Here is a 24,557-nt window from a genome sequence, read left to right as displayed (position 1 = left end):
GTATTTACACCATGGACATTACGGAAGTAAAGATATTTTTGAAAGAGGGGCAGGATAAGAAGCTTAAGGCGTACGCGACGTTGACTTTCGACAACTGTTTTGTTGTCAGGAACGTTAAAGTGATAGAAGGTAATAAGGGGATGTTTGTTGCCATGCCTTCGAGAAAGATGAAGGACCCGTGCCCCAAATGCAATTTCAGGAATGCCATCCGTTCGAAATTCTGCAATCAGTGCGGCGCATCACTGCCAATGACAGAACCCAGGACATTTCAGCCCGGAGATGACGCGGGCAAACAGTCCGAACACAAAGACATTGCTCATCCGATCACGGCCGAATGCAGAGACTACATCCAGAAGAAGGTGCTGGATGCTTACGAAAACGAAAAGAACGCTTTATCGCCCCATGCCGGTGTTTCCAGTAGCGCTTCAGCCGGCATCTCTCACAGCGCTTCGGCAGGCGTTATGTCCCGCCGCGGGGTCGAGGAAGATAACGATATAGAGCTGTAAGATTAGTGGTTCGTATCTGGAGTTTACTGCCCGGTGGTGCCCCGCCATTTATCTAACTCGGGGCGGGGTCCCGCCCAGAGTCTAATGCTTGGCGGGATAATGGTTCTTATTATTTGTAATCATTGCCCGGTGGTGTAATGGTAGCACACCAGCCTTTGGAGCTGAGGGTCTAGGTTCGAATCCTAGCTGGGCAACCATGGTTCGATGGTGGACGGCGATATTATGATACTTTATGAGGAAATATTGCGGGCGTTCCAGAAAGAAAAAGTGAAGTACATCCTCGTAGGAGGTATGGCATTTAATCTTTTAGGAGGAGCGAGGAATACTCTCGATATGGACGTCATTGTTGAGATGACGGACGTGAATCTTCGTAAAATAGTCAAGGTATTAAAAAATGCAGGCTACCATGTGAAGCAACCCATCGACCCGATGGGTATAGCCGATAAAAAAATTCGTGAAGGATGGGTTAAGAATAAAAACATGAAAGCGTTTAATTTTTATAAGGGGGAGAGAAGCTATGAAGAGGTTGATATAGTTATAGACTCTCCTGTCAGCTATGGTAATGCTATAAAGAACGCTTTAAAAGTTAAAATAAAAGGATTGGAAATCACTATTGTTTCTCCGGAAGATTTTATAAAGATGAAAACATCCGCGGGCAGGGATAAGGATTTAGAGGATGCAAAAATGATTAAACAGGCAAGGAGCCTGAGATGAAATTCGGGTGGGAAACAAAAAAAGAAAGAATTTTAAGAGCTCTCAAGATATCGCCCGAAAAGAAGTTGGAAGGTATCAGGCTAATGAACGAATTGGCTGATATGGTGCTGACGGATCATCAAAAAAGCATGCGACGTAAAATAAGAAAAGCTCATTAAAGATGACTAAAATAAAAGCTGTTATACTTGCGGCAGGACGGGGCACGAGGATGAAGTCGGACGAGCCCAAAGTTTTGCATGCGATCCTGGGTAAGCCGATGATCGAGTATGTGCTTGATTCCGTCGGCGATGCGGGGGTGTCCGGTATTATCGTGGTGGCCGGTTACGGCAGTCATCTTTTGCGCGAAACCGTTAAAGACGCGCGTATCGTGGTACAGAAGAAGCTCTTGGGCTCCGGCGACGCCGTGCTCTCCGCGCATAGCGCGCTTAAAAATTATTCGGGCGACGTTCTTGTGATATGCGGGGACACGCCGCTTATCCGCGCGGAGACGATAAAAAAACTTATTGCAAAGCACGTCTCATCAGGCGCGGCCGCGACTATTCTTACGGCCAAACTCGATGATCCGGGAAGTTACGGCAGGATAACCAGGGACGCTATCGGCAGGGTCACGGGGATCGTGGAGAAAGAGAATGCTTCCGATTCCGAAAGGCGCATAAACGAGATAAATGTCGGTACATACTGCTTTAAGGCCGTAGAATTATTCCAGTCGTTAAAACGCGTTCGCCCCGACAATAAGAAGAAAGAGGTTTTTCTTACCGACACGATAGCCATCTTAAGAGATGCCGGTAAAATGATAGAGTCGTTCCAGACCGACGATCCGGGTGAGGGGGTCGGTGTGAATACGAGGATAGATTTGGCGGAGTCCGCGGCGATCTTAAAAAAACGTTTTCTCGCGGAATTGATGTTATCCGGCGTAACGATAGAAGATCCTTTCTCGACGACGATATTCCCGGGGGCAAAGATCGGGAAAGATACGATTATACGCTCGAATACGGTAATAGAGTCGGATGTGGAGATAGGATCAGGGTGCTGTATAGGCCCGTTTGCGAGAATACGCCCGCATGTTAGAATAGGCAATAACGTAGAGGTGGGTAATTTCGTCGAGGTGAACAGGACGAAGATAGGCGACGGAACTAAGGTAAAACACCATACGTATCTCGGCGATGCCCAATTAGGCAGGAATGTCAATATCGGTGCCGGTACGATAACGGCAAATTACGACGGTAAATCGAAGAATGCCACAATAATAGGCGACGGCGCATTTATAGGTGTCGGTGCCGTGCTGATAGCGCCCCTCAGGATAGGCAAGCGCGCTACTGTCGGCGCGGGAGCGGTTGTGCCGAAGAATCATAATGTTCCGCCGGGCGCGGTTGTGGTGGGAGTGCCGGCGAGAGTATATAAAAAAAGCAAATAATAAGGGGAAGATAGATGAAAAATAATCTCTTGATCTTCAGCGGCAATTCCAATAAGAAGCTTGCGGAAGATATCTGTAAATTCCTGAAGGTTAAACTGGCGGATGCCGCGGTCGATCATTTTTCCGACGGCGAGATACGCGCCAAGATAAACGCCAACGTCCGCGGACATGATGTTTTTGTGATCCAGCCGACATCTTCGCCATCCAACGAGAACCTGATGGAGCTATTGATAATGATAGACGCGCTTAAGCGTTCATCCGCCCAGAGAATAACGGCAGTCCTGCCGTATTTCGGATATGCCAGGCAGGACAGGAAAGACCAGCCGAGGGTTCCCATTACGGCGAAGCTCGTTGCGAATTTGCTAACCGTCGCCGGAGCGGACAGGGTACTCACGATCGACCTGCACGCCGGCCAGATACAGGGCTTCTTTGACATACCGCTCGACCATCTTTTCGCTTTTACGATATTTGCCGAATATATAAAGAAACTCAAGCTCGACAAAAATCTTGTCATAGTCTCTCCCGACGTCGGAGGCATAAAGACGGCACGGGCATATGCGAAGCGGCTTAAATGCTCGCTCGCCATTGTTGACAAAAGACGCGTGAATGATCAGAAAGCGGAAGTCATGCATATAATGGGTGACGTCAAAGGCAAGAACGCGGTGATAACCGACGACATGGTCGCTACGGCCGGGTCATTGGTCGAAGCGGTCGACGCTATTAAAAAGGCAGGCGCTAAGGACGTCTACGCGGCCATTACTCACGCGGTGCTGTGCGGACCGGCGATAGAGCGGATTAAGAGATCGCAGTTAAAGGAGCTTGTAGTTACGGACACGATACCTTTACCGGAAGAGAAGAAACTCGACAGGATAAAAGTCCTGTCCGTATCCTCGCTTCTGGGCGAGGCCATAAAGAGGATCCACGAGGAAGAATCGATAAGCGTTCTGTTTAGCTGATGCAATCGCGTTAAAAACCAAGGAGTGAAGTTACAATGGAAAAGATAATATTGAAAGCGGAAGTAAGGACCGGGGCCGGGAAAAAGATAGCAAAAGACCTCAGGGCAAAGGGGCTTATCCCTGCCAATGTCTACAAAGGAAGCAAGGGGGCTACGAGTCTTCAGGTTGCGGCGGATGAGTTGAAGAGTATTTTGCACACAAAAGCCGGCGAGAACGTAATTATAACGCTGAAAATGACAGGAGAAGCCGCGGGTAAGGACAAGACGGTGGTTGTTAAAGAGATACAGCGTGATCCGGTTAGGGACTATATCCTGCACGTTGATTTTAACGAGATATCGCTCACTGAGGCTTTAAAAGTGAACGTTCCGCTCGTCGCGCGTGGCGAGCCCGTTGGCGTAAAAGTGGATGGCGGCATTCTCGAGCACGTTATACGCGAATTGCAGATCGAATGTTTGCCGACCGCTATTCCTGAGAAGATAGAGGCAGATGTTGCCAACCTCAAAATAGGCGATGCGATACATGTTAAAGATATAGTAGTGCCGGAAGGTATTAAAGTGCTTAACGACAAGGAATTGATAGCGATGATCGTGAAACCGCCTAAGGTCGAGGTCGCCGCGGCTGAAGCGGGCGCCGAAGGTGCCGTTGAGCCGGAGCTCATAAGGAAGAAGAAGGAGGAGGGCGCTCTCGAGGGCGAGGAGGCAAAACCGGCGGAAGCTGCGAAGCCGGCGGAAAAGAAAGAAGAGAAGAAATAACGCGTGAAAATAATAGTGGGGTTGGGTAATCCGGGTCCGGAGTATAAAGGCACAAAGCATAATATCGGCTTTGAGGTTGTCATGGCCCTTGCCAAAGAGAACGGGATAAAGCTTAATAAGAAGCTAAAATTTTCCGTTGCCGGTAAAGGGAGGATAGGCAAAGAGGAAGCCATACTCGTCCTGCCGCAGACATATATGAACTTGTCCGGCAAAGCCGCCGGTGAAGTTTGCGGCCGTGAAATGAAGGATATGAGCGAGCTTATAGTAATCTGCGACGATATAAACATAGAGCTCGGCCGTATCCGTCTGAAACCATCCGGTTCTTCGGGAGGGCATAAAGGGTTGGCATCTATAATAAGCACCCTGGGAACGGATGATTTTACCCGCCTCCGGGTCGGCATAGCTACGGAAGTGCATAAAGGCGATATAACAAACTACGTTTTGAGCCCTTTCAAACATAAAGAGCATAAAAATGTACTGCATGTGGTGGCCATGGCAAAAGACGCCATTATCTGTATGATGGAGGATGGCATTGAGGTGGCTATGACCAAATTCAATAAAAGGAAGATCGGCACATCGTAAAAGGAAATATCCTTTGATTTATTAAATCCCGTATGGTAATCTACATAAAATAAGGAGAATAGAACACGATGAATAATTACGAAATACTCTTCATAATACGGCCGGAGCTTAAAGAAGAGGAGCTTAAAACCGCCACTAAAACGATAACCGATTCTGTCATAAAGAACGGCGGCACTATAATAAAAGAAGATAATTGGGGCAAAAAACAGCTCGCTTATCCTGTAAATAAAGCCAAGGAAGGTTACTATTTTAAGCTTGAATTCACTTCACCTGCGGCCGCTATAGCTAAGCTTGAGGCCGGCTACCGGCTCAATGCCGATATTTTACGCCTTATGGTGACGAAGCGATAAGAGAGGGTCGAATGGCAAATTTAAACAAAGTGCTGTTAATAGGCAATCTGACCAGAGACCCCGAACTGCGTTATATCCCGAGCGGATCGGCGGTCGCTACGTTTACTGTTGCAGTTAACAGGGTATATAAGGATCAGGCAGGCGAGAAAAAGGAGCAGACGTCTTTCATACGCATAGTAGTATGGGGGCGCAGGGCGGAAGTTTGCGGAGAATACCTGTCTAAGGGTAGCCCTGTCTTTGTCGAAGGCCGCCTCCAGTCGAGAGATTGGCAAACGCAGGACGGGCAGAAGCGCAACACAGTCGAAGTTATCGCGGATAATATACAGTTTCTTAAAGGCGCCGGCGGGAAAGCGGCCAAAGAGCCCGCCACGGCTTCTTCCGCCGACGAAATGGAAACGATAAATCTTAATGATGAGCATGCCGCTCAAGCGCCCGGTAATGTTAAAAAAGAGGCGTCGGGCCCGCAGGACGAGGAAGTACCGTTTTAAGGTTGTTATGATCGGTAGTTTGTAGTTTGTTTGATATGAGAAAAATAGGGAGATAACGATGTTTAAGCCGTTCAATAAACCGTTTGGCAAGCCTGAAAAGAAAAGGGTCAAAAAGGATCCTTCAAAGAAAAAGGTTTTTAAAAAGAGGCCGTGCAGATTTTGCGCGGATAAAGTGGAAAATCTCGATTACATAGAGTATTTGAGATTCCAGAAATTCCTTACAGAGCGCGGCAAGATAGTCCCGTCGAGAATATCCGGCAATTGCGCGAAGCACCAGAGGCAACTTGCCAAAGCTATAAGGAAAGCGCGGGTAATGTCTTTATTACCGTTCGTAGCGGAATAAGCGAAAGAGGTTTATAATCATGAAGGTTATACTTTTAAAAGCCATAGATAAGCTGGGTAAGGCAGGCGATGTAGTCAATGTCAAAGAGGGTTTTGCCAGAAACTTCCTGATACCGAAAAACGCGGCCCAGGAAGCCACAGCCGGCAATATGAAGATATTGGAGTTGCTGAAAAAGAAGCAGGCAGTGGAAGACGCCAAAGAACTTGCCGCCGCGAAAGTGCTGGCGGATAAGTTGACGGCGCTTACCGTGAGCATAGCGGCCCAGGCCGGAGAGGAAGACAAACTGTTCGGCTCCGTATCCGGTGAGGATATTACCGTAGCGCTTGCCGCCGAAGGTGTGAAGATAGATAAGCGTAGTATAATTTTGGAAGAGCACATCAAAAAGTTGGGCGAGCATCAGGTTGTTGTAAAGCTCCATCCTGAAATCAAGGTAAGCTTAAAAGTTTCCATCATTAAAAAATAGGGTATAATGCCCGCACAAGACGCTATCGAAAAACTACCGCCTCAGGGCATCGAGGCCGAAATGGCAGTACTCGGCTCGATGCTGTTGGATCGCGATTCCATATCGCAGGCTATAGAGACGCTTAACGCCTCATATTTTTACAAAGAGGCGCATAAGAAACTCTATTCTGTCATACTTAAACTATTCGATGAGAACAAAGGCGTCGATATTATAACGCTCATCGAAGAACTGCGAAAAACCAATTCTCTCGACGATGTGGGCGGACCGGCCTACATAACGGGACTTTCCTCAAGCGTACCTACGACCGCGAATTTTGTTCACTACGCGAAGATAGTCAAAGAGAAGGCGCTTCTCCGAAATCTCATCTCTACGGCAACCCAGATAGTTTCCAGTTGTTACGATACCTCGCAAGATATTGATACCATCCTCGATAGAAGCGAACAACTTATATTCGACGTAAGTTCCAAAAAAGTAGAATCGCGTTTCTCGCCCCTGCGTGAAATTATCAAGAATTCCATCGAGACGATAGACAGCCTTTATCAGAGAAAAGAGCATATAACAGGCCTTGCCACAGGTTACAGGGATCTTGACATAAAGACCGCCGGTTTTCAGCCGTCCGATCTTATAGTTGTAGCGGGGCGGCCGTCGATGGGTAAGAGCGCTTTGGCCTCATGCATAGTCGAGCACATCGGTGTCGTAGAGAAGGAGCCGGTGGCGTTTTTCTCGCTTGAAATGTCAAAAGAACAACTTGTCCAGAGGATGCTATGTTCGCACGCCAGGGTCGATGCCCATAAAGTCAGGACTGGATTTTTGTCGCAGGCAGACTGGCCGCGTTTAGTAAGCGCCGCCGGGAAACTCTCGGAAGCGCCGATATATATCGACGATTCGCCTGGCTCGACGGTATTGGAGATACGCGCCAAAGCCCGCAGGCTGAAGGCGCAGTTCGACATTAAACTCATCGTCTTAGACTATCTCCAGCTGATGCAGGGCCCCATGAGAACCGACAATAGACAACAGGAGATATCGGAGATATCGCGGTCATTGAAGGCTCTCGCAAGGGAACTTAACGTGCCGCTTATCGCGATAAGCCAGCTTTCGCGCGCGGTGGAACAGCGTTCCGACCACAGGCCCCAGCTTTCGGATTTAAGGGAGTCCGGCGCTATAGAGCAGGACGCGGATTTAGTGTTGTTACTTTTACGCGAAGAGTATTATAATGCTACCGAAGAGAATAAAGGCGTAGCGGAAGTTATAATCGCGAAACAGAGAAACGGTCCGGTAGGAAGCCTTAACCTGGCATTCCTGGGCGAGTATATGAGATTCGAAAATCTTGCGCCGAAGAGCGAAGAGTTCGTAAGCGTAGACATGGAGAATGCATGATAGCGATATACCAAAAATTAATTGTCCGTACGTCTGCCGCATTTTTACTTCTTTTTATAACGACTGCGGCGTATTCAGATAATGACCAGCCGCCCGTTACTAATGAGGGCAAGGCCATAACGGCAATAAGCGTTCGTAACAACAAGACGATCAGCGCTGAAACCATCCTGTCGAAGATAAGGACCAAGCCGGGCGACAAGTTCAGCCAGGAGGTCTTGAATGACGACCTTAAAAAACTGTACGCAACGCAGTATTTTACCGATATATCCATAGATGTGGAGGATTCTGCGGGCGGGGTCTCCGTAGCTTTTGTCGTCGAGGAAAAACCCGTAATAGACGATATCGTATTTAAAGGTAATAACGTTTTCAGGCCGCAGAAACTTAAGACAAGCATGAAATCGAAGCCGAATGAAATGCTCAACCTTTCGCTTTTAGCCCAGGACATCAGTGAAATAAAAGCTATGTATGTGAAAAAGGGGTACCCTCAGGTTGACGTAAAGTATACGATCGATACGGATAAAGAAACCAATAAAGCCGTGATCACGATTGCCATCGACGAAAAATTGCATGTCAAAGTCGCGAGCGTAAAGATCTCCGGCAATAAAGCCGTCAAGACGAAAGAGATAAAACGGATATTAGGGACTAAGCCCGCATGGCTTTTCAATCCCGGCGTTTTTAACGAGGAGACGTTACAGGACGATATCGATAAGATCAAAGCTCTTTATGACGATATAGGATTTATGGATGCGGAAGTCATACCTCATCTCGATCACTCCGAGGAGGGCAGGGTTCTTGCCGTAGATATCGAGGTAAAAGAGGGCAAGCAGTATCTGGTCGGCGACATAACATTCTCCGGCGCGCTCGTCTATCCGGAAAAAGAAGTCAGAAAAAATATATTTATGAAGAAGGGCAAGCCGTTTTCTACAAGGGCTTTGCGCGAGGATATTTTTTCCATCAGGCAATTCTATTATAAATACGGATATATGAATGTCATAATCGATGTCGAGAAGAACCTCAATCCACAGACCAGCAGTGTAGACATAGCATATAATATTGACCCGAAAGAGGTAGTCTATGTGGGTAAGATAGATGTCCGCGGCAACCTTAAAACGCGCGACGTTGTCGTGCGAAGAGAGTTGAGGCTTTTCCCGGGCGATAAATTCAGCGGGGATAAAATACGCCGTTCAAAAGAGAGGTTGTATAATCTTGGATTCTTTGAAAACGTCAGTTTTGATACCGAGCCGACCGAAGACCCGAATGTGCAGAATCTCGTGGTTAATGTAAAAGAGACCAAGACGGGCGAGTTCTCCTTCGGCGGTGGATACAGTTCCATAGATATGTTGATGGGCTTCGCGGAGATAACACAGAGAAACTTCGATATCCTGAACTTCCCGACGTTTACCGGCGGCGGCCAGAGCCTGACGATCAAGGGCGAGATAGGTATGGTCAGATCGAATTATAATATAGGATGGTCCGATCCGTGGATATTCGGTTTCCCGTTTCTCGGAGGGTTCGACGTATACAGGACTTCGCATGATAAGGATTCCGACGTAGGATGGTCGTATGATGAAACCAGGACGGGCGGCGATCTTAAAGTCGGGAAAGAGTTTACGGATACCTTTAGAGGAGATATATATTACCGTGTCGAAGATGTAAAGATATCGAATCTTGACTCCAATGTTTCGCAGGACATGAAAGACGAAGAAGGCAGTAACATTATTTCCAGTATGACGTTTGGGGTAACTCAGGATACCAGGGATAATATTTATACTCCGTCCAAAGGATATGTGATCAACGGCACCATAGAAGATGCCGGCGGCGTATTCGGCGGAGATAAGAATTTCTGGAAGGGTACCGCGTCGGCGAGCATATACTATACCATTTTCGACAAAATAGTTTTAGAAGGCAAAGCGCGGATGGGTTTTGCGGACGCATATGGTAACAGTAACGATGTTCCGATATACGAAAGGTTCTACGCCGGCGGCGCAAATACGATACGCGGATACAGAGAACGATATGTCGGCCCTCGAGATAGCGCTTCCAATGATCCGATAGGCGGTAATGCGCTACTCATAGGTAATGCGGAAGTTACATTCCCGGTATATGAGAAGATTATTAAAGGAGCGGTCTTTTACGATGTAGGAAACGTGTGGAGAAAGATAGGCGATTTTGCCGACGAGGCGTCGCAGTTCAAGGCCGGCGTCGGCGTCGGTGTCAGGGTCAAGACGCCGCTGGGGCCGGTTAAGGTTGATTATGGCTATCCGCTCAGCAAGAATCATGAGGACAAGCGGGAAGGTCAGGTGTATTTCAGTATGAGCAGAGGATTTTAAGTAGAATTTAATAATGAAGAAACAGAAAACAAAAATTAAAAAGGAGGAGTAAGATGAAGAAAGGTATAGTGATATTGACGGCGGCGTTGTTTGTTGCGGGACTTTTTGCGGGCCCGATATGCGAGAAGGCGTTCGCTAAGGAGATGAAGTTTGCCTATGTTGACCTTGCGAAGGTATTTGACGAATATGGCAAGACTAAAGATTCGGAAAAGATACTCGAGGGGAAAGGTAAGGCAAAAGAGGCCGAGAGGATGAAGCTGGTCGAAGAGATAAAGAAGCTCAAAGACGAACAGGCGCTACTCTCCGAAAAAGCGAAAGCCGATAAGCAGGGCGTTATCGATACGAAGATAAAGGCACTGCAGGAATATGACATGAAGGCGCGCAATGAACTTGTAAAAGAGCGCAATGATATTCTCGCCGGCATAATGAAGGATATCGAAAAAGTTGTAAATGATTACGCGAAGGCTTCCGGGTATGATTTCGTGCTCAACTCACGTATGCTTCTTTACGGAGCCGAACAGTATGACCTTACCAGCCAGATACTGGAAAAGCTGAATAAGAAATAAAGGAAGTGATGCAGGCAAAAGTAAAAGAGATAGCGAGATTTGTCGGCGGAGAAGTTGTCGGCGACGGCGAGGTTCTTGTAAAAGGCATAAATGGTGTCAGGGAGGCCGGGGCAGGGGATCTGGCTTTTATTCTCAATCCGAGATGCGGCGAACTGATAAATGCGACGAAGGCAGGATGTGTCGTAGTGCCTAAGAGCCTCACCGGAGTATTTGACAAACCGCTGATAAAGGTCGATAATCCGTCCATAGCATTTTCCAGGATAATAGGGATGGTTATGCCCGGGCGGATACCGCATCCGAAAGGGATACACGCTACCTCCGTTATCTCAAAGACCGCCAACATCGGGAAGGATGTTGGCGTCGGGCCGTATGTGGTTATAGAAGATGGCGCTTCCGTCGGAGATGGGACGATAATATATCCTTTCTGCTATATCGGTAAGAACGCAAAAATAGGCAAAGGTTGCATATTTTATCCGAACGTAACCATACGCGAGGAAGTGACGATAGGTAACGGTGTTATTATCCACCCTGGCAGTGTGGTGGGAAGCGATGGGTTCGGATATGACGTTCAGAGAGACGGGACGCAGGCAAAGATACCACAGATCGGCACAGTGATAATAGAGGATGAAGTTGAGCTGGGGGCTTGTGTCACGGTAGACAGGGCAAGGTTTAATAAGACCGTTATCGGCCATGGCTCAAAGATCGATAACCTTGTGCAGATAGCGCATAATGTCATAATAGGACCGGATTGCGTCGTTGCGGCTCAGTCCGGCATAGCCGGAAGCTCCGAGATCGGAAAGAACGTAATATTCGGCGGGCAGGTAGGCGTATCCGACCACGTAAAGATCGGGGATTTTGTAATCGCGGGCGCCAAAACGGGCATCCATAAATCTTATCCATCAAATACCACGCTCTTCGGTTATCCGTCGAAACCGGCAGATAAAGCGCGCGAACAATTTGCGGCATTAGGGCTTCTCCCGAAATTATTCGAACGCGTCCGGCGGCTCGAAGCCAAAATAGAAGAATTGCAGAAGTAATGGTGAGCGGAAGCCGCGCTATGACGAAGCAGAGAACGATCAAAACTCCGGCTATAATCGACGGTATAGGACTTCAAACCGGTTCGAAGGTGCGCTTGACTATGAAGAGCGCCCCTGCCGGCACCGGCATAATTTTCGTAAGAACCGACCTCCCGGATAAGCCCACACTCAGCCTCAACTCGATAAACCCCGGTGATTTTGACCCAGGCAAAAGAAGAACGATACTGGGATTTGGCCCGCTCCAAATACAGACGACCGAACATCTTCTTGCCGCCCTCTCAGGATTATCGATAGATAATATTGTAATAGAACTCGACAATGCTGAATTACCCGGTCTCGATGGCAGTGCCAAAGAGTTCGGGCAGATAATACAGAATGCGGGCATAATAGAACAGGATTTTCCGAGGAAATTTTTGAAGATCGATGAACCTGTATGGTGTGCAGACGGCGACCGCTTTATCGCGGTTTTTCCTGCCGAAGAATTTAAGATATCATATACATTGGCATACGCGAACCCGGCGCTGGGAACACAATTTTACAGTATTACGCTTAACGAAAAAAACTTTGAAAAAAATATAGCCCCTGCCAGGACATTCTGCCTCGAAGAAGAGGCGCAGGAGCTATTGAGGCGCGGTCTCGGCAAAGGGGCCAACTACGATAATACGCTGGTGATGGGCAAATCGGGGCCGATCAAGACGGTATTAAGATTTCCCGACGAGCCGGTGCGGCATAAGATACTGGATCTTATGGGCGACTTATATGTCCTGGGTATGCCTTTTTTGGGCCATGTGGTCGCGATAAAGAGCGGCCATGGGTTGAATGCGGAATTAGTGAAGAAACTTAAGACAAAAATAAAATAACGATAGGAGATAAATGATGGGCGCAGAAGGGCTCGATATAGCCGGTAAAGTTTTAGATATAAACGCGATCCAAAAAATACTGCCGCACAGGTATCCGTTTTTACTGGTCGACAGGATTATCGAGATAGGCGAGAACAGGGTCGTAGGCATAAAGAACGTTACGATAAACGAACCTTTTTTCCAGGGCCATTTCCCCGGGCATCCGATAATGCCGGGGGTTTTGATAATGGAGGCGATGGCGCAAGTCGGCGGTGTCGGCGCTCTTAATCTGAAGACGAATTTAGGAAAGCTGGCATATTTTCTTACCATAGATAACGCGAAGTTCCGCAAGCCGGTACTGCCTGGGGATGTCTTAAGGATGGAAGTCGATCTATTAAAAGTAAAGATGGGCGTTATGAAGATCCACGGCACGGCCAAAGTTGATAATGAAGTGGCGGCCGAAGCGGACATGATGTTCGCGTTCATCAATCCCGACGGCACCAAGTGAGTAAAGGAGTAGCTGTTTAATGGCGCGTATAGGCCTTGTAGCCGGAGAAGGGAAACTGCCGATAATATTTTCACGCCTCGCCAGGGAAAAAGGCGATACAGTGATAGCGTTCGGCCTTAAAGGGATAACATCGCCCGACCTTGAGAAGCATGTCGACAAACTCCATTGGGTGCCATGGGGAAGCCTGCAGAAGGCGATACTGCTCCTGGCTACCGAGCGGATAAAAAAAATCATAATGCTTGGTAAGATTAAAAAAGACATTCTTTTTAACGATGAAAAAGTGTTCGACCCGGTTGCGGCGAAGATGCTCGATAAGCTAAAGGATAAAAAGGATTACGCCGTATTGAACGAGATAAATAATATCCTTTCTAAATTCGGCGTCGAGGTTATAGATTCCACGACATACTTGAAAGAGCTTATCCCCGCAAAAGGCACGCTGACAAAACGTAGCCCATCCGATGGAGAGCTCGCGGACATAAATTACGGTAAAGAAGTCGCTAAATCTCTTTCCGGTTTCGATATAGGCCAGACGATAGTCGTGAAAGAGAAGACGGTTATAGCTGTGGAAGCGATCGAAGGTACAGATGAAACGATAGCGCGCTCCGGCAGGCTGATGAAGGGCGGGTTCGTTGTAGTGAAGGTTGCCAGGCCCAATCAGGATATGCGCTTCGATGTTCCGCTCGTCGGGCTCGATACCGTAAAAACCCTTGCCGATTCCGGCGGCACGGCCCTTGCCCTCGAAGCCGACAAAACGCTCCTCATGGACAGAGATGCGCTGATAAAACTTGCCGACGAAAAGAATATCTCGATAATTATAATCTAAAACAGATCGATCTTACTGTAGTAAGGGAAGTATGGCTTGCGCCGCGCGTTTACTTGCGCCGGGCCGGCCGAGAGAAGCTTTCACATTAGAAAGGTCTTCGCGCATAGACCGTAATTTTACCGGGTCGGATAATATCGCCATAGCTGTTTTTGATATATTCTGCGCGGTGGCATTATACTGCAGTAATTCCGGGGCTACTTCTTTTCCCGCTATGATATTGACTATCCCGAGAAATTTTATTCTAATGACAAGTTTATATGCCATGTGTGTGATAAAGTTTACCTTGTAAACGATAATAAGAGGCGTCCCTATTATCGCGGTCTCGAGTGTCGCTGTGCCCGACGCGACTATCGCAAGATCCGCGGCCCCGGCGACATTATAGGTATCGCCGTCCACTATCTTTACATCAATTCCAGTGCCCTTTACGATCTTTTCATACATTTCGCGCGGCAGTCCGTGATATTTGGCTATAAGGAACTGAGTATCTGGCAGGCGATTTTTTATGAGCGATGCCGCGCGCATCATTACCGGCAAAAGCCGTTTTATCTCTATGGCGCGCGAACCGGGAAGGATTGCTATGGTGGCGTTGTTTTTTGACAGGCCGTAGGTCTTGAGCGTATCCTCTTTTGCCCTGGAAACAGCGGTCGAATCAAGAAGCGGATGGCCTACGAACTCCGCGTCTATGCCGTATTTTTTATAAAGCTCTTCCTCGAATTTGAAGAATACGAGTATTTTTTTAACACACTGTTGTATTATACCGATCCTGTCGCGTCCCCATGCCCACACCTGCGGGCTTATATAATAGACGACGGGTATAGATCTCTTTTTTAATTCTTTGGCAAGCCGGAGATTGAACCCGGGGTAATCTACGAGTATGGCAAGATCGGGTTTTTCGGTTTCGATGGCGTTTAGCAGTCCTTTATACACCTGCCCGACGGTAAATATATTCTTCAATACCTCGCTCAGGCCTATAAGCGCGAGTTTTGATATGTCGAATATCGTATCGACACCGGCATCTTTTAAGAGCGATCCGCCCATTCCAAAAAATCGCAGATCGGGTTTTAGTTTTTTCAGATCTTTTACGAGGTTCGAGGCGTGAAGATCGCCGGATGGTTCGCCGGCGACTATGAGGACCTTCTTTTGGGTCATGAACGGGCTCTATGCGCGGACGAATTAATTTTATCTATTATCTCCAGCGCCACCTGAAGCGCGCGTCTTCCTTCAACGCCGGAGACGATCGGCTTCCTGCCGGTCCGGACACATTCGACGAACGATTTGAGCTCTTTCTTAAGAGGTTCTTTTTTCTTTATTTTGATCTTCTCTTTTAATATCTTCTCGTCCGATTTTTCAAATACGGCCGCGTCCTGCGTGACATAGTCGAGCGAAACGTATGAGTCTTCCTGGAATATGCGCATCTTCCGGACGACATCTTTCGTAACCCGGCTGGCGGTTATGTCGGCGATGGTGCCATCCTCGAAGGTGAGACGTACGTTCGCGACATCCTCGTAGTTCGAGATGGTGCTTAATCCCACCGCTTCTATGCTTTTGACGTCCTGCTTCATAAGCCCCAGCACTATGTCTATGTCGTGGATCATGAGATCCAGGACGACGCCCACATCCTCGACCCTTTTATGGAATGGACCAAGACGCTGGCATTCTATGAATTTGGGCTTCTTCAGATATGGCTCTATGGCAAGGACCGCGGAATTAAACCGTTCGATATGGCCAACCTGCATTATAAGATTCCGCGATTTTGCTATATCAATGAGCTCGTCTGCCTCGGAAAGCGTCTTAGTAATGGGTTTCTCGACCAGGACGTGAATATTGTGGTTTAAGAAATCCTTGGCGACATTATAATGCAGGCTCGTCGGTACGGCTATGCTTACGGCGTCGACCTTGTCAAAAAGATCCTCGTAGTCGGAATAGCTTACCGTATGGTATTTCTTTCCTACCTCAAGGGATTGCTCGATATTGCAGTCACAAACACCTACCAGCTTAACGTGCTTGGGTAATCTTGAGTAAACTTTGGCGTGGAACGTTCCCAGATGGCCTACGCCCACCACCCCTACCCTTATCTTTTCCATAGTTTTCCTATTGTTTAGGTTAAAATTATATCATCAAGAGGCCATTATTTGCAATAAATTTTGCCTCGACAAAGGCCTTCTTCTATGTTAGTATAGCACTTTATCGCCTATGAAAAACTATAAAAGACTGGTAAAATTCGTTCTTCCGCATGTATGGGTGCTGGCTTTGGCCGGACTATTCATGATATTATCGTCTGCTTTCGGCGGCGTATCTATCGGCATGATTATCCCTCTGGTCGACAATATAATAACCGGTAAGAAGATAATCATCCCGCAAGGTATTGCGCTCCCAGGCCCGTTAAAAAACATCGTCGATCTCGCGAATTCGTTATCCCCACTGCAACTTTTAAACAATATGATTCTCATAGTTATAGTGCTGTGGCTATTGAAGAGCTTCTTCGAATTTTGCCAGACCTATCTCATGAACGACGTTGCCCAGCGCGTAATAAGGGATGTAAAGGTTATCATATATAAGAAATTTCTTACACTATCAATGGATTTTTATTCGAAGAACGCGACCGGGAAACTGATGTCGCGGATAACGAATGACGCGGCTGTAATACGCGACTCGATATCGACGGGGCTAACCGATCTTATCTACCAGCCGGTCCAGTTATTGGTGTACACAGGGCTTTTACTTTTCGTTAAGATATATTTTTCGATCTCCTGGATGCTTATAGGCATCAGCGTATTTTTATTCCTCCTTATTGTATACCCGATCGCGAGAATAGGCCGCCGCCTGAAGTCGATATCGAGGAAATCGCAGGAGAAGGTGGGCGATATGACGACGACACTGCATGAGACGATATCCGGCATACGCGTCGTTAAGGCTTTTTCGATGGAGGATTATGAAGCGCGAAAATTCTCCGCGCAGAATCAGGATCTTTATAAACTTACGATGAAGCAGACTAAAAGAATGACGGTGATCAGCCCCATTACCGAATTTGTAGGTATTGCCTGTGTAGCGATAATATTGTGGATAGCCGCTAAAGAGATAATTTCGGGCGCGCTTTCTGCGGGCGCTTTTATGGCGTTTTTAGCGAGCATCCTTTCCCTCATGAAGCCTATAAAACGGCTCACCAACGTTTATACCATAAATCAGCAGGCGATGGCCGCGGCCGAGAGGATATTTGAAACGCTCGATACCCCTTCGTCGGTGGTGGAGAAACCGGGAGCTATGATATTGCCCGTGATAAAGAAGGGCGTTCGATTTGAAAATGTTTATTTTAAATATGAAGAAAGAGATGTTCTTAAAGATATAAATATTGATGTACGGATAGGAGATGTCGCGGCTTTTGTAGGGCCAAGCGGGACAGGTAAGACCACGCTTGTCAATCTCGTACCGAGATTTTATGACGTGACCGCCGGGCGCGTTACGATCGACGGTGTGGATATACGCGACTGCACGTTAAAGTCGCTCATGGAGCAGATAGGCATAGTTACTCAGGAGACGATACTCTTTAACGATACCGTTGCCGCGAACATATCCTACGGATCAGGTATCCATACGAAGGACGCTGTGATAAAAGCGGCGCGTGTGGCCAATGCCCACGATTTTATAATGAAGATGCCGCAAGGGTACGATACGATAGTGGGTGAGCGCGGCTTCCGTCTATCCGGCGGCGAAAAACAGCGCTTAGCCATAGCCCGGGCCGTATTTAAAGATCCGCCAATACTTATACTGGACGAGGCCACCTCCCAGCTCGATACCGAATCCGAGATGCTCGTGCAGGAAGCCATAGACAGGATGATGAAAGGAAGGACGGTGTTTGTCATAGCGCACCGCCTGAGCACCATAAAACACGCCTCCACTATCTACGTAATTGACGGGGGAAGTATAATCGACAAGGGCTCCCACGAAGAACTCCTGCAAAAAGAGGGGCTTTATAAGCGCCTTTACGAGATGCAGTTCAAGGAAAACCTCCTGAAATAAGTTGTTGCAAAAACCGTGGTTAAGGTTTATAATATGCTACTCAAAATACGAGCCCAGGTCTTGGCAGAGCGAGGCCCGGGCTTATCAAATTGCAGGTAAAACTTAAGATTTCCTCTGAAAAATCTTGAGCTATAAAGAGGGGAATGGTAGGAAAATGGTGGAATCGACGGTAATGAAGAATTTGCTGGAAGCAGGCGTCCACTTCGGGCATGAGACGAAGAGGTGGAATCCTAAGATGAAGAAGTACATATTCGGCCAGAAGAACGGCATTTATATCATCGATCTGGAAAAGACCGAGGATGCCATAAAGAAGGCCTGTGAGTTTTTGAGGGGCGTAGTCGCGGCAGGGCAGTCCATATTGTTCGTCGGGACGAAGAAACAGGCGCAGGAAATTATAAAGGAAGAGGCCTCCAAGTGCGGGATGTTCTACGTTAACCAGAGATGGCTGGGCGGTATGCTGACGAACTTCCAGACGATAAAGAAGAGTTTAAGGCGCCTTGAGGAGCTCGAGAGGATAAAAGAAGACGGCACCATGGCGAAGCTCTCGAAGAAAGAGGCATCGAAACTGAACAAAGAGATGTATAAGTTGAATAAGAACCTGGAAGGCGTCAGGTCGATGGATAAACTTCCGAAAGCGATGTTCGTAGTCGATGCGAAGAAAGAGGACATCGCGGTGAAAGAAGCCAATATACTCGGTATACCGGTCGTGGCGCTTGTCGATACGAACTCGGATCCCGACGTTATCAAATACGTAATACCGGGCAATGACGATGCCATACGGTCGATAAAGCTCATCACTTCGATGGTGTCCGAATGCGTTGCCGGGGCTCGCAAGGCGTTTGCCGCGGGAGTAGCGCAGGCGAAGAAAGACGCGGAAGAGGAAGCGGCGGAGGAAGCCGGGGAAAGCATTAAAGTCATCGATGAAAAAGTCGAAGAACTTGTTGCCGGCGACCTGAAGTTAAAAGAAGACGAAGCCATGCCAAAGGATGTGCCGATAAAACGAAAAGCGAAAATCGAAAAGCGTAAAATGTAATAAAAGAGGGAACGCAAAACATAAAAGGGAGTACTACGGTGATAGATGCTATAAAGAAACTTAGAGAAAAGACGAACGCCGGAGTGGTGGACTGCAAAAAGGCGCTTAAAGAGTCCAACGGCGATATCGAGAAGGCTATAGAGATACTCAGGAAGCGCGGGGTGGCGCTTGCTTCGAAGAAAGTCGGCAGGCAGACCAAGGAAGGCAGGATCGAGAGTTACCTGCACCAGGGCGGCAAGATAGGCGTGCTGATCGAAGTCGATTGCGAATCCGATTTTGTGGCGCGCAATGACGATTTCAAGGCATTCGTCCGGAGCCTCGCGATGCAGGTTGCGGCGTCGAATCCGATGTATGTGAATAAGGAAGACGTGCCGGAATCCGCCATCGAGAAAGAGAAAGAGATAATAAAGGCGCAGATCATGGGGAAGCCCGCCCAGGCCGCCGAGAAGATAGTTGAAGGCAAGCTTGCGAAGTTCTTTGAGGACGCATGCCTTATGGAACAGCCTTTTGTAAAAGATCCGAGCTTAAAAGTCAAAGACGTGGTCGCTTCCAAGATAGGCACTATCGGCGAGAATATAATAGTCCGCCGGTTCACGAGATTTCAGGTTGGAGAAGAGTTGTAGTCAACGATTTGGCAGGCAAAATTAATGGCAAAGCCTATTTTTAAACGAGTTGTGCTGAAGCTGAGCGGCGAGGCGTTACAGGGCCGTTGGGGCTACGGTATCGATTATGACGTTACGGCTTCTATCGCGAAACAGATCAAAGAAATACGCAAGCTGAACGTCGATGTCGCTATAGTAATAGGCGGCGGTAATATCTTCAGGGGCGAGGCGGCAAGCGCCAGGGGTATCGACAGGGTTAATGCCGATTACATGGGCATGCTCGCTACCGTTATAAACGGACTGGCTTTGCAGGATGCGCTCGAAAAAGTGGGCGTATTTACCAGGGTTCAGACGGCGATTGCGATGCAGCAGTTGGCTGAGCCTTTCATCCGCCGCAGGGCGATAAGGCACCTCGAAAAAGGCAGAGTCATTATATTCGTCGGCGGGACGGGGAACCCTTACTTTACCACCGACACTACCGCGGCGCTTCGCGCTATCGAGATAGGTGCCGAGGTTATATTGAAAGCTACCAAGGTCGACGGCGTATATTCCGCCGACCCGAAGAAAGATAAGAAAGCGAAAAAATTCGACACGCTAAGGTATATCGACGTCCTGAAGAGGGGGCTCAAGGTTATGGATGCGACCGCTACCAGCCTTTGCATGGATAATAAGCTTCCGATAATAGTATTCGACCTTCTTAAAGAGGGTAATATAAAGAGAGTTATAACGGGCGAGAAGATAGGCACCATCGTAAAAGGGTGAAGGAGATATTATGACGGCCAAAGACATTTTGCATGACGCGGAAACTAAGATGAAGAAGACGGTAGAAGCGACGCACAGGGATTTCGCGACGATACGTACCGGTAGGGCCTCGACGGCCATAGTCGAAAACGTCAGAGTTGATTATTATGGCGCGTCTACGCCGTTAAAACAACTGGCGGCCGTTTCAACTCCCGACGCGCGGCTTATCGTGATCCAGCCGTGGGACAAGAATTCGATGGCCGAGATCGAGAAAGCCATATTAAAATCGGATATAGGCATAGCTCCCACCAACGACGGTAAAGTGTTGCGTCTGACCATGCCGCCGCTTACACAGGAGCGACGTGAGGAACTCGACAAGGTTTTGAAGAAGATAGCCGAGGACGGTCACGTCTCCGTTAGGACTGCCAGACATGCCGCGATCGAGAATATCAGGAAGTCCGAGAAGGACAAGGTTATAACCGAAGACGAGAAGTTTAAGGGCCAGGAAGACATACAGAAGCTTACCGATAAGTATATAAAAGAGATCGATACGCTCCTTGGGACGAAAGAGAAAGAGATTAACGGATAAGCGTAGTAGATTTTAGAGTTGTTATTTACTTCGTCGGCGCTCTATAAAAATATTTATTTACCTCGAAAACCTCTTTAGAATTTTAAATTCTCAAGAGAGAATTTAAAATAAATTATTTCGTTTTCGAGGCGCGATTTTCGGAGAAAATCGCTGGGCCGCTAGCTCATCAGGTAGAGCACCACACTTTTAATGTGGTTGTGGCAGGTTCGAGTCCTGCGCGGCTCACCATTCTACTTCGCTGTAGCAGTTAGATTGTAATGAAGCTTCGTAGGAATATCGCTTTCTCAGGCGAAGGAGAATGTCTCTACGAAGCTTCATTACAATTTACTGGTAGTAGCGAAGTGGGACAATCTAAACCCCTCAATTTTCGAGGGGTTATTTATTTTCAGCAAGTAGCGCACCCTTAAGGGTGCGCTACGATTGTGGATATCTATGCCCCAGGCAAAGACAGGAAAGAATCTTAATAACAAAAATGCCAGGGTATGATGCCTATATAGAGTGATCATCAATTTTTTTTTCTTAATAGTATTCGTTTTTGATTTGAAATCACCCTGCTTAAGGTGTAAACTTGTTTCAACGGAGAAGGTTCATATGAAGAAATTATTTTATCGTTTGAGTTTTCTGGTTATTTGCGTAACGGCTGTATTCTTAATTTTTGCGCCAGTAAAGGATAAAACCATTCTTTCCAAGGACGGCGTAAAGATAGCCTATTCTGTGTATGGCAAAGGAGCGCCGGCATTGGTTTTTGTGCACGGATGGTGCGGTAGCCGCTCTGTTTGGTATAAACAGATACCGTATTTTTCCAAGAAATACCGGGTTATTGCTTTGGACCTGGCCGGCCATGGCGCATCCGGACGCCAAAGAAAGATTTATACTCAGGAACTCTTTGGCGAAGATGTGGCCGCGGTGGTAAACGCGGAGAATGCCGATAAGGTTATCCTTATAGGGCATTCTATGTCGGGCACGATAATTCTTGAAGCAAATCGGATTCTTAAAGATAAAGTATACGGGCTTGTCGCCGTCGATACTCTGGAGAATTTTGAGTATATGGCTACCGCTGAAGATAAAATAAAATACATTGATCCGATGAAAAAAGATTTCGTAAAAAATTCCGGTATTTTTATGCGGGAAATGTTTACTAAGAACGCCGATCCTAAACTGGTTAATAAGGTAGTCAAAAATGTCGCCCGGGCTAATCCGGAAATAGCGATTAGCACTATCGAATGTTATTTCGGCACTCCGGTTATCCCGCTCCTGGCTGATGTGCATGTGCCATTGTGGTGCTTGAACGCGGATTTATGGCCGAGCTATCCGGAGATAAATAGCAAATATTTAAAGTCCTATCATTTAAAAATAATGCCGGGTCTTGGACATTTCCTGATGGTTGAATCTCCGGATGAATTCAACCGTCAATTGGAAAATATTATTGATCGGATTAAAGGAATAAAAGAATAAGGCTTGTAATCAGCCCAGGAAAGATTTGACTACGCCGGCAAAATAGAATATACTCCATCTAAGTGATGGCAAATAAAAATAATGAGGCAGGTGCATGATAAAGCTTTTAACCGTCGACGATGAAAAGGGCATAACGGACCTACTGTGCAGTTTTTTTAAACAGAGGAAGTTCCATGTCCTTGCCGCAAACAGCGGCGAGGAAGCCCTCGACATTGTAAATAAAGACAGGCCCGACATTGTTTTTCTCGATATAGTCATGGGGGGCATGACCGGCCTCGAGGTGCTCGAGAAGGTCAAAGCGATAGATAAGAATATCAAGGTTATCATGCTTACGGTTCAAGGCGATAGCGAGACCATTACAAAGGCAAAAGCGCTGGGCGTTGATGAATATATCATTAAGCCATTCAAAGTAAAATATCTGCAGGAGGTTGTAGTCAAAAAGATACAGGAACTATTAAAGGAGAAGGCGTGAAAAAGCCCGTTATATTGATAGTCGATGACGTAGAAGAGATAAGAAGCTCCCTGCGCGACTTTTTGCAGATGAGGTACGAGGCTGAATTCCAGGAGGCTTCCGACGGTGAGGAGGCGGTCCTTTACATAAAATCCAATCCCTGCGACCTTGTACTTCTCGACATAAAGATGCCGAAGAAGAGCGGGGTAGTGGTGATAAAAGAGGCTAAGGAATATAACCCCACGATCGATATCCTGGTGGTTTCGGCTTACATGAGTGATGATGTGGCGGAGCAGGCATTTGAGAATGGCGCTACCGATTATGCCGTAAAGCCTGTGAATTTAAAGGTATTGGAATCGAAGATACAAAAGATATTGAAGACGCGCGGCCAGTTTATCAGTAAGATTTAGGGTTTTGGATCACCATACAGCGCGCTTTTATTTTTTCGGAAGGGTTTTCGAAGTAATGGGGGAGGGAGCTTGCGAAAGCGAGGCTGTCTCCTCTTTTTATCAGGTGGCTCTCGCCGCCGACATGCGTGAGTAATGTCCCCTGGAGCATGACTATCAGTTTTTCGTATCTATTTGTGTCTGCAGGATCTTCTTCCTGATGTGTTTTGCCCCCGGGTAATATTTCAAGTTCCATGGTTAAGAACCTTATAGTCCCCGGGCTTACGATCTCCGCGATGGCCTTCTCATTATATATATACTTATTATCGTTTCTATCGGATGATTTTATTATCGATACGAGCTTCGACCCTTCGGCTTCTGTGCCCTCTTTTAGCTCCTTCAAAGATACACCCAAACCTGTGCATATCTGGTCCAGACTGCTCAACCGGATATCCTCGCGATATCCTTTTTCCAGCCGCATAAGACTATCGTAGGTGAGGGCATCATCATCAAAAATGCTGACCAATTTCGCGTGAAACTCCTTTAGGGTCAGCCCTAAAACATTCTTGCGTATATATCTTATCTTCTCATGTAGTTTCATGCCTAAATTTTACACCATCAAACCATCTTTGTCAATAGCAAAAACGATTTTTCATGAAATAAAATATGGAAAATAATCGTAATATATATCTATTTGAAATCTTAACAGAAATTCGTAACATATTGGGCATGAATAAGATGTGGCGTTTACCGTATGTAGAAAACGACTTTTGTTTTTAGAAGCTATTGACAAAAATCGTTTACATGGTATATTTGAATTAGGCATTAGGAAAGGTAGATACTCAAGTGAAAAAGGTTATCTGCGTCAAATGCGGCAGTATAGGTTTCACGGCGGCGCCAAAATATGTGAGGTGTTCCAAATGCGGCGGACGCCATAAAGTCATTGCGTTTAAAAAAACCGAACTGGCGAAAGGGGTGAGTGACGATGCGTATAATATTAGTGATAGCGGGAACGTCGGGGAAAAACATTCTGGTTAAGCTTTACTCACAGGATGACATACGAAACGTCAGGGAGCTTCTATGGCAGAGAAAGCATCCGGAGGCTATGGCTATCGCGCTTAAGAAGGGAAGATTCGAGAAAGAGGTCGAGGACCACGAATTAGGCGATCTCGGCGCGGAGCTTATCTTAAGGAAAGACCGGGCCTATTGGGATATCACAGGGCGGAAATAATGCG

30 protein-coding genes and 2 tRNA genes are annotated in these 24,557 nt (G+C 47.1%); 29 read left to right on the top strand and 3 right to left on the bottom strand.

Going from position 1 to position 24,557, the window contains the following annotated elements; translation table 11 throughout:
- Nucleotides 1-11: 11 nt before the first annotated feature.
- The 19 genes from PHS46_07095 to lpxI all read left to right on the top strand — a co-directional run bounded on the left by PHS46_07095 (nt 12) and on the right by lpxI (nt 14,048).
- Complete coding sequence (locus PHS46_07095) at nt 12-506, top strand: septation protein SpoVG family protein (protein MDD3906271.1); 495 nt, start codon at nt 12-14, stop codon at nt 504-506.
- A 123-nt stretch (nt 507-629) separates the two neighbouring features.
- Nucleotides 630-703 (top strand) — tRNA-Gln (locus PHS46_07090).
- A 25-nt stretch (nt 704-728) separates the two neighbouring features.
- A complete protein-coding gene (locus PHS46_07085) occupies nt 729-1,220 on the top strand; it encodes a nucleotidyltransferase (protein ID MDD3906270.1) in 492 nt (163 codons plus the stop codon).
- Complete coding sequence (locus PHS46_07080; protein MDD3906269.1) at nt 1,217-1,378, top strand: hypothetical protein; 162 nt, start codon at nt 1,217-1,219, stop codon at nt 1,376-1,378. The genes PHS46_07085 and PHS46_07080 overlap by 4 nt, the downstream gene beginning before the upstream one ends.
- 2 nt (nt 1,379-1,380) lie before the next feature.
- On the top strand, nt 1,381-2,634 hold the full coding sequence (locus PHS46_07075; protein MDD3906268.1) for an NTP transferase domain-containing protein: 1,254 nt from the start codon (nt 1,381-1,383) through the stop codon (nt 2,632-2,634).
- Nucleotides 2,635-2,648: 14 nt separating this feature from the next.
- On the top strand, nt 2,649-3,590 hold the full coding sequence (locus tag PHS46_07070; GenBank protein ID MDD3906267.1) for a ribose-phosphate pyrophosphokinase: 942 nt from the start codon (nt 2,649-2,651) through the stop codon (nt 3,588-3,590).
- Between the two features lie 35 nt (nt 3,591-3,625).
- Complete coding sequence (locus PHS46_07065; GenBank protein MDD3906266.1) at nt 3,626-4,342, top strand: 50S ribosomal protein L25; 717 nt, start codon at nt 3,626-3,628, stop codon at nt 4,340-4,342.
- Nucleotides 4,343-4,345: 3 nt separating this feature from the next.
- The gene (gene pth / locus PHS46_07060; protein ID MDD3906265.1) at nt 4,346-4,924 is read left to right on the top strand and encodes an aminoacyl-tRNA hydrolase; all 579 of its coding nucleotides are present in this window, start codon (nt 4,346-4,348) and stop codon (nt 4,922-4,924) included.
- Nucleotides 4,925-4,992: 68 nt separating this feature from the next.
- Nucleotides 4,993-5,274 carry a 30S ribosomal protein S6 gene (rpsF, locus tag PHS46_07055; protein MDD3906264.1) on the top strand — a complete coding sequence of 94 codons (282 nt, stop codon included), beginning with the start codon at nt 4,993-4,995 and terminating at the stop codon, nt 5,272-5,274.
- Nucleotides 5,275-5,285: 11 nt separating this feature from the next.
- Nucleotides 5,286-5,762, top strand: coding sequence for a single-stranded DNA-binding protein (locus PHS46_07050; protein ID MDD3906263.1), 477 nt, complete (start codon nt 5,286-5,288; stop codon nt 5,760-5,762).
- Between the two features lie 58 nt (nt 5,763-5,820).
- Complete coding sequence (gene rpsR, locus PHS46_07045; protein ID MDD3906262.1) at nt 5,821-6,105, top strand: 30S ribosomal protein S18; 285 nt, start codon at nt 5,821-5,823, stop codon at nt 6,103-6,105.
- A 19-nt stretch (nt 6,106-6,124) separates the two neighbouring features.
- On the top strand, nt 6,125-6,568 hold the full coding sequence (gene rplI / locus PHS46_07040) for a 50S ribosomal protein L9 (GenBank protein ID MDD3906261.1): 444 nt from the start codon (nt 6,125-6,127) through the stop codon (nt 6,566-6,568).
- Nucleotides 6,569-6,574: 6 nt separating this feature from the next.
- Entirely contained in the window at nt 6,575-7,945 is a 1,371-nt protein-coding gene (gene dnaB / locus PHS46_07035) for a replicative DNA helicase (protein MDD3906260.1), read from the top strand.
- Nucleotides 7,942-10,275 (top strand): outer membrane protein assembly factor BamA, encoded by a 2,334-nt coding sequence (gene bamA / locus PHS46_07030; protein MDD3906259.1) that lies wholly within the window; start codon nt 7,942-7,944, stop codon nt 10,273-10,275. Before dnaB ends, bamA begins: the two co-directional genes overlap by 4 nt.
- 53 nt (nt 10,276-10,328) lie before the next feature.
- Complete coding sequence (locus PHS46_07025) at nt 10,329-10,841, top strand: OmpH family outer membrane protein (protein MDD3906258.1); 513 nt, start codon at nt 10,329-10,331, stop codon at nt 10,839-10,841.
- An 8-nt stretch (nt 10,842-10,849) separates the two neighbouring features.
- Nucleotides 10,850-11,878, top strand: a complete 1,029-nt coding sequence (gene lpxD / locus PHS46_07020) for a UDP-3-O-(3-hydroxymyristoyl)glucosamine N-acyltransferase (protein MDD3906257.1) — start codon at nt 10,850-10,852, stop codon at nt 11,876-11,878.
- 20 nt (nt 11,879-11,898) lie between these two features.
- Entirely contained in the window at nt 11,899-12,738 is an 840-nt protein-coding gene (lpxC, locus tag PHS46_07015; protein MDD3906256.1) for a UDP-3-O-acyl-N-acetylglucosamine deacetylase, read from the top strand.
- A gap of 13 nt (nt 12,739-12,751) precedes the next feature.
- Entirely contained in the window at nt 12,752-13,225 is a 474-nt protein-coding gene (gene fabZ, locus PHS46_07010) for a 3-hydroxyacyl-ACP dehydratase FabZ (GenBank protein ID MDD3906255.1), read from the top strand.
- Between the two features lie 19 nt (nt 13,226-13,244).
- Complete coding sequence (gene lpxI, locus PHS46_07005; protein MDD3906254.1) at nt 13,245-14,048, top strand: UDP-2,3-diacylglucosamine diphosphatase LpxI; 804 nt, start codon at nt 13,245-13,247, stop codon at nt 14,046-14,048.
- A gap of 12 nt (nt 14,049-14,060) precedes the next feature.
- On the opposite strand, the gene lpxB is transcribed toward lpxI, so the two are convergent.
- Complete coding sequence (gene lpxB, locus PHS46_07000; protein ID MDD3906253.1) at nt 14,061-15,197, bottom strand: lipid-A-disaccharide synthase; 1,137 nt, start codon at nt 15,195-15,197, stop codon at nt 14,061-14,063.
- The gene (locus PHS46_06995) at nt 15,194-16,132 is read right to left on the bottom strand and encodes a Gfo/Idh/MocA family oxidoreductase (GenBank protein MDD3906252.1); all 939 of its coding nucleotides are present in this window, start codon (nt 16,130-16,132) and stop codon (nt 15,194-15,196) included. The genes lpxB and PHS46_06995 overlap by 4 nt, the downstream gene beginning before the upstream one ends.
- A gap of 109 nt (nt 16,133-16,241) precedes the next feature.
- On the opposite strand from PHS46_06995, the gene PHS46_06990 reads away from it, so the two are divergent.
- The 9 genes from PHS46_06990 (at nt 16,242) to PHS46_06950 (ending at nt 23,346) form a co-directional block, all read left to right on the top strand.
- A complete protein-coding gene (locus tag PHS46_06990; protein MDD3906251.1) occupies nt 16,242-18,065 on the top strand; it encodes an ABC transporter ATP-binding protein in 1,824 nt (607 codons plus the stop codon).
- A 172-nt stretch (nt 18,066-18,237) separates the two neighbouring features.
- The gene (gene rpsB, locus PHS46_06985; GenBank protein ID MDD3906250.1) at nt 18,238-19,098 is read left to right on the top strand and encodes a 30S ribosomal protein S2; all 861 of its coding nucleotides are present in this window, start codon (nt 18,238-18,240) and stop codon (nt 19,096-19,098) included.
- Between the two features lie 38 nt (nt 19,099-19,136).
- On the top strand, nt 19,137-19,721 hold the full coding sequence (tsf, locus tag PHS46_06980) for a translation elongation factor Ts (GenBank protein ID MDD3906249.1): 585 nt from the start codon (nt 19,137-19,139) through the stop codon (nt 19,719-19,721).
- Between the two features lie 24 nt (nt 19,722-19,745).
- Nucleotides 19,746-20,462 (top strand): UMP kinase, encoded by a 717-nt coding sequence (pyrH, locus tag PHS46_06975; GenBank protein ID MDD3906248.1) that lies wholly within the window; start codon nt 19,746-19,748, stop codon nt 20,460-20,462.
- A 10-nt stretch (nt 20,463-20,472) separates the two neighbouring features.
- Complete coding sequence (gene frr, locus PHS46_06970) at nt 20,473-21,030, top strand: ribosome recycling factor (GenBank protein ID MDD3906247.1); 558 nt, start codon at nt 20,473-20,475, stop codon at nt 21,028-21,030.
- Between the two features lie 152 nt (nt 21,031-21,182).
- Nucleotides 21,183-21,258 (top strand) — tRNA-Lys (locus PHS46_06965).
- A gap of 363 nt (nt 21,259-21,621) precedes the next feature.
- Nucleotides 21,622-22,485, top strand: coding sequence for an alpha/beta hydrolase (locus tag PHS46_06960; GenBank protein MDD3906246.1), 864 nt, complete (start codon nt 21,622-21,624; stop codon nt 22,483-22,485).
- A 94-nt stretch (nt 22,486-22,579) separates the two neighbouring features.
- Nucleotides 22,580-22,957, top strand: a complete 378-nt coding sequence (locus PHS46_06955; protein MDD3906245.1) for a response regulator — start codon at nt 22,580-22,582, stop codon at nt 22,955-22,957.
- Entirely contained in the window at nt 22,954-23,346 is a 393-nt protein-coding gene (locus PHS46_06950) for a response regulator (protein ID MDD3906244.1), read from the top strand. The genes PHS46_06955 and PHS46_06950 overlap by 4 nt, the downstream gene beginning before the upstream one ends.
- On the opposite strand, the gene PHS46_06945 is transcribed toward PHS46_06950, so the two are convergent.
- On the bottom strand, nt 23,333-23,923 hold the full coding sequence (locus PHS46_06945; protein ID MDD3906243.1) for a cupin domain-containing protein: 591 nt from the start codon (nt 23,921-23,923) through the stop codon (nt 23,333-23,335). The two genes, PHS46_06950 and PHS46_06945, sit on opposite strands and share 14 nt — an antisense overlap.
- A 384-nt stretch (nt 23,924-24,307) precedes the next feature.
- Between PHS46_06945 and PHS46_06940 the strand changes: the two genes are divergently transcribed.
- Nucleotides 24,308-24,553, top strand: coding sequence for a hypothetical protein (locus PHS46_06940; GenBank protein MDD3906242.1), 246 nt, complete (start codon nt 24,308-24,310; stop codon nt 24,551-24,553).
- Nucleotides 24,554-24,557 lie beyond the last annotated feature (4 nt).

It is taken from the genome of Candidatus Omnitrophota bacterium (genome assembly GCA_028699255.1).
GTDB lineage: Bacteria > Omnitrophota > Gorgyraeia > 2-01-FULL-45-10 > 2-01-FULL-45-10 > FEN-1322.
This window is presented reverse-complemented; position numbering and strand designations above follow the sequence as displayed.

What these genes read in the sequence shown, in the direction of transcription:
- lpxI (MDD3906254.1), top strand. Translation starts at nt 13,245, where the DNA reads ATGGCGCGTATAGGCCTTGTAGCCGGAGAAGGGAAACTGCCGATAATA.
- PHS46_07065 (MDD3906266.1), top strand. Translation starts at nt 3,626, where the DNA reads ATGGAAAAGATAATATTGAAAGCGGAAGTAAGGACCGGGGCCGGGAAA.
- PHS46_06945 (MDD3906243.1), bottom strand. Translation starts at nt 23,923, where the DNA reads ATGAAACTACATGAGAAGATAAGATATATACGCAAGAATGTTTTAGGG.
- pyrH (MDD3906248.1), top strand. Translation starts at nt 19,746, where the DNA reads ATGGCAAAGCCTATTTTTAAACGAGTTGTGCTGAAGCTGAGCGGCGAG.
- PHS46_07075 (MDD3906268.1), top strand. Translation starts at nt 1,381, where the DNA reads ATGACTAAAATAAAAGCTGTTATACTTGCGGCAGGACGGGGCACGAGG.
- PHS46_07050 (MDD3906263.1), top strand. Translation starts at nt 5,286, where the DNA reads ATGGCAAATTTAAACAAAGTGCTGTTAATAGGCAATCTGACCAGAGAC.
- PHS46_06960 (MDD3906246.1), top strand. Translation starts at nt 21,622, where the DNA reads ATGAAGAAATTATTTTATCGTTTGAGTTTTCTGGTTATTTGCGTAACG.
- PHS46_06990 (MDD3906251.1), top strand. Translation starts at nt 16,242, where the DNA reads ATGAAAAACTATAAAAGACTGGTAAAATTCGTTCTTCCGCATGTATGG.
- PHS46_07085 (MDD3906270.1), top strand. Translation starts at nt 729, where the DNA reads ATGATACTTTATGAGGAAATATTGCGGGCGTTCCAGAAAGAAAAAGTG.
- PHS46_06940 (MDD3906242.1), top strand. Translation starts at nt 24,308, where the DNA reads ATGCGTATAATATTAGTGATAGCGGGAACGTCGGGGAAAAACATTCTG.
- fabZ (MDD3906255.1), top strand. Translation starts at nt 12,752, where the DNA reads ATGATGGGCGCAGAAGGGCTCGATATAGCCGGTAAAGTTTTAGATATA.
- dnaB (MDD3906260.1), top strand. Translation starts at nt 6,575, where the DNA reads ATGCCCGCACAAGACGCTATCGAAAAACTACCGCCTCAGGGCATCGAG.
- PHS46_07070 (MDD3906267.1), top strand. Translation starts at nt 2,649, where the DNA reads ATGAAAAATAATCTCTTGATCTTCAGCGGCAATTCCAATAAGAAGCTT.
- rplI (MDD3906261.1), top strand. Translation starts at nt 6,125, where the DNA reads ATGAAGGTTATACTTTTAAAAGCCATAGATAAGCTGGGTAAGGCAGGC.
- rpsB (MDD3906250.1), top strand. Translation starts at nt 18,238, where the DNA reads ATGAAGAATTTGCTGGAAGCAGGCGTCCACTTCGGGCATGAGACGAAG.
- PHS46_07095 (MDD3906271.1), top strand. Translation starts at nt 12, where the DNA reads ATGGACATTACGGAAGTAAAGATATTTTTGAAAGAGGGGCAGGATAAG.
- PHS46_07080 (MDD3906269.1), top strand. Translation starts at nt 1,217, where the DNA reads ATGAAATTCGGGTGGGAAACAAAAAAAGAAAGAATTTTAAGAGCTCTC.
- PHS46_07025 (MDD3906258.1), top strand. Translation starts at nt 10,329, where the DNA reads ATGAAGAAAGGTATAGTGATATTGACGGCGGCGTTGTTTGTTGCGGGA.
- lpxD (MDD3906257.1), top strand. Translation starts at nt 10,850, where the DNA reads ATGCAGGCAAAAGTAAAAGAGATAGCGAGATTTGTCGGCGGAGAAGTT.
- PHS46_06955 (MDD3906245.1), top strand. Translation starts at nt 22,580, where the DNA reads ATGATAAAGCTTTTAACCGTCGACGATGAAAAGGGCATAACGGACCTA.
- bamA (MDD3906259.1), top strand. Translation starts at nt 7,942, where the DNA reads ATGATAGCGATATACCAAAAATTAATTGTCCGTACGTCTGCCGCATTT.
- frr (MDD3906247.1), top strand. Translation starts at nt 20,473, where the DNA reads ATGACGGCCAAAGACATTTTGCATGACGCGGAAACTAAGATGAAGAAG.
- lpxC (MDD3906256.1), top strand. Translation starts at nt 11,899, where the DNA reads ATGACGAAGCAGAGAACGATCAAAACTCCGGCTATAATCGACGGTATA.
- PHS46_06995 (MDD3906252.1), bottom strand. Translation starts at nt 16,132, where the DNA reads ATGGAAAAGATAAGGGTAGGGGTGGTGGGCGTAGGCCATCTGGGAACG.
- rpsR (MDD3906262.1), top strand. Translation starts at nt 5,821, where the DNA reads ATGTTTAAGCCGTTCAATAAACCGTTTGGCAAGCCTGAAAAGAAAAGG.
- lpxB (MDD3906253.1), bottom strand. Translation starts at nt 15,197, where the DNA reads ATGACCCAAAAGAAGGTCCTCATAGTCGCCGGCGAACCATCCGGCGAT.
- rpsF (MDD3906264.1), top strand. Translation starts at nt 4,993, where the DNA reads ATGAATAATTACGAAATACTCTTCATAATACGGCCGGAGCTTAAAGAA.